This is a genomic window from Neisseria sp. HMSC03D10, assembly GCF_001807625.1.
Lineage (GTDB): Bacteria > Pseudomonadota > Gammaproteobacteria > Burkholderiales > Neisseriaceae > Neisseria > Neisseria mucosa.
Map to the genome: position 1 here is coordinate 12,563 of NZ_KV789607.1, position 2,435 is coordinate 14,997.

The 2,435-nt window shown below is 48.9% G+C and carries 4 protein-coding genes; 2 read left to right on the forward strand and 2 right to left on the reverse strand.

What is annotated here, in order from left to right; genetic code table 11:
* Nucleotides 1-82 precede the first annotated feature (82 nt).
* Entirely contained in the window at nt 83-709 is a 627-nt protein-coding gene (upp, locus tag HMPREF3066_RS10735; RefSeq protein ID WP_003744890.1) for a uracil phosphoribosyltransferase, read from the reverse strand.
* Between the two features lie 126 nt (nt 710-835).
* Nucleotides 836-1,147 carry a Grx4 family monothiol glutaredoxin gene (gene grxD / locus HMPREF3066_RS10740; protein WP_003744887.1) on the reverse strand — a complete coding sequence of 104 codons (312 nt, stop codon included), beginning with the start codon at nt 1,145-1,147 and terminating at the stop codon, nt 836-838.
* A gap of 362 nt (nt 1,148-1,509) precedes the next feature.
* Between grxD and rpsU the strand changes: the two genes are divergently transcribed.
* Together rpsU and HMPREF3066_RS10750 are read left to right on the forward strand one after the other, a co-directional pair.
* On the forward strand, nt 1,510-1,722 hold the full coding sequence (gene rpsU, locus HMPREF3066_RS10745) for a 30S ribosomal protein S21 (RefSeq protein ID WP_002214819.1): 213 nt from the start codon (nt 1,510-1,512) through the stop codon (nt 1,720-1,722).
* Between the two features lie 169 nt (nt 1,723-1,891).
* The gene (locus tag HMPREF3066_RS10750) at nt 1,892-2,338 is read left to right on the forward strand and encodes a GatB/YqeY domain-containing protein (protein WP_003744883.1); all 447 of its coding nucleotides are present in this window, start codon (nt 1,892-1,894) and stop codon (nt 2,336-2,338) included.
* Nucleotides 2,339-2,435: the final 97 nt, after the last annotated feature.

Sequence of the window (2,435 nt, forward strand, 5' to 3'; positions counted from 1 at the left end):
TGTCCTGATTTAAAGTTAATCCACTATAAAAAAGGTCGTCTGAAACCCATACATTCAGTTTCAGACGACCTCAAATCACGAATCAGCGCGTGCCGAAAATCTTATCGCCCGCATCGCCCAAGCCGGGGATGATGTAGCCGTTTTCGTTCAGATGGCTGTCGAGGGCGGCGGTGTAGATGGTGACGTCGGGATGCGCTTCATTGACGGCTTTGACGCCTTCGGGCGCGGCGACGAGTACCAACGCTTTGATATTTTTGCAACCTTTCGCCTTCAACAAGTCGATGGTAGCCACCATAGAGCCGCCGGTAGCGAGCATGGGGTCGATAATCAACGCGGGGCGTTCGTCCATGCTGTCCACGAATTTTTCAAAATAGGAAACGGGTTTGAGCGTTTCTTCGTCGCGCTGCAACCCGACCACGCTGATTTTGGCAGTCGGAATCAGGTCGAGCACGCCGTCGAGCATACCCAAACCGGCACGCAAAATCGGCACGACGGTCAAGGTTTTGCCCTTGATGCGGTCGCCTTCGATTTGACCGCACCAGCCGTCGATAATGTATTTTTCAATTTCAAAATCACGGCTGGCTTCGTAAGCCATCAGGCGCGCCAGCTCGGTAGTGAGGGTGCGGAATTTGTAAGTGCTGCAATCGGCCTCGCGCATGAGCGTGAGTTTGTGGCGGACAAGGGGGTGATTGATAACGGTTACGTTCATTTGGCAGGCTTCGGATTGTTTTTGAATGGGTGTGATTATACTTTTTTTTGAATATTCGGAAAAGCAGGCAGAACACGGCAAAAGGTCGTCTGAAAAATTTTTCAGACGACCTTTTGCTATATTTCATCAGGCTTTCAGCAAATCTTGCAATTCGCCGGCTTCAAACATTTCCATCAAAATATCGGAACCGCCGACAAATTCCCCGTTGACGTAAAGTTGGGGGATGGTCGGCCAATCACTGTATTCCTTAATACCTTGGCGGACGGCATCGTTTTCCAAAACATTAACGGTTACATAATCGGTGCAACCTGCGGCATTAAGAATTTGAACGGCACGGGATGAGAAACCGCATTGCGGGAACTGCTTCGTGCCTTTCATAAACAAAACAACACGGTGAGTGGTAACAACTTCTTTAATTTGGTCATGAATAGAGGTCATGGTGTGGTATTCCTTACTGACATAGTCGGTTAATCGGGAGTTGCGCCATTATACGCAAATTAATGCGATTGGTGTCGGATGTTTAAAGAAGGCTTCCGAAACTCTGACACTGTTTTTTAGACAATCCCCCAGCTTGACAGAAACTGTCTAATCAAAGATAATCCCGCAATTCATTTGCAGCCGCATCGACGGCATATTTGGCACCAAGCCGACTTGTTAGGAGGTGATGTTTACATCACGGCGCGTATCCCGCCGGTCGCAAGACACCCGAGATACAAACAACCACTTTTTTGACAAACCGCCCCTTTTATCCTTATCCCTTTCGGCGGTTTGAAACCAGAATTCAATTTAAAGGAAATAAAATGCCTGCAATCCGCGTTAAAGAGAACGAACCCTTCGAAGTAGCCATGCGCCGTTTCAAACGTGCCGTAGAAAAAACCGGTCTGTTGACCGAACTACGCGCCCGTGAAGCTTACGAAAAACCGACTACCGAGCGCAAACGCAAAAAAGCCGCAGCTGTAAAACGCCTGCAAAAACGCCTGCGCAGCCAACAACTGCCTCCTAAAATGTACTAAACATCAATTGCAGGTCTGCCCTGTGATGCCGAAACACACCGCAAGGCTTGACCTGCGGTGTGTTTTGTTTTTCAGACGACCTGTAAGGCAAGGGGTCGTCTGAAAAATAGAGAATCCCCTAAGGCAGTATGTGCAATCCCATCTTCCATCTTTTCCTGAAAGTCATCCCATGAGCCTGAAAGCACAATTAACCGAAGACATGAAAACCGCGATGCGTGCCAAAGATCAAACTGCTTTAAGCACCATCCGTCTCATCAATGCCGCCATCAAACAATTTGAAGTGGACGAGCGCACCGAAGCCGATGACGGCAAAGTGATTGCCATCATTACCAAAATGGTCAAACAGCGCAAAGACAGCGCCAACATCTACGCTGAAGCAGGCCGTCAGGACTTGGCAGACAAAGAAAATGCCGAAATCGAAATCCTGCACCGCTACCTGCCGCAAATGATGTCTGCCGAAGAAATCCGCACTGCCGTGGAAACCGTAATCGCCATGACCGGAGCTTCCGGAATGGCTGACATGGGCAAAGCCATGGGCGTATTGAAAACCCAGTTGGCGGGCAAAGCCGATATGGGTGAAGTCAACAAAATCCTCAAAGCTGCGCTGACTTCATAATTGAATACCGACCACCCCGGGTGGATTCAAGAAAAACAAAAAGGTCGTCTGAAACCGAGATTTCGGGTTTGAACTGCACCCCAAAAGTTGGACATCC

Bases quoted from the DNA above. Each gene is read 5' to 3' on its own strand.
- upp (WP_003744890.1), bottom strand. From the start codon at position 709: ATGAACGTAACCGTTATCAATCACCCCCTTGTCCGCCACAAACTCACG.
- grxD (WP_003744887.1), bottom strand. From the start codon at position 1,147: ATGACCTCTATTCATGACCAAATTAAAGAAGTTGTTACCACTCACCGT.
- rpsU (WP_002214819.1), top strand. From the start codon at position 1,510: ATGCCTGCAATCCGCGTTAAAGAGAACGAACCCTTCGAAGTAGCCATG.
- HMPREF3066_RS10750 (WP_003744883.1), top strand. From the start codon at position 1,892: ATGAGCCTGAAAGCACAATTAACCGAAGACATGAAAACCGCGATGCGT.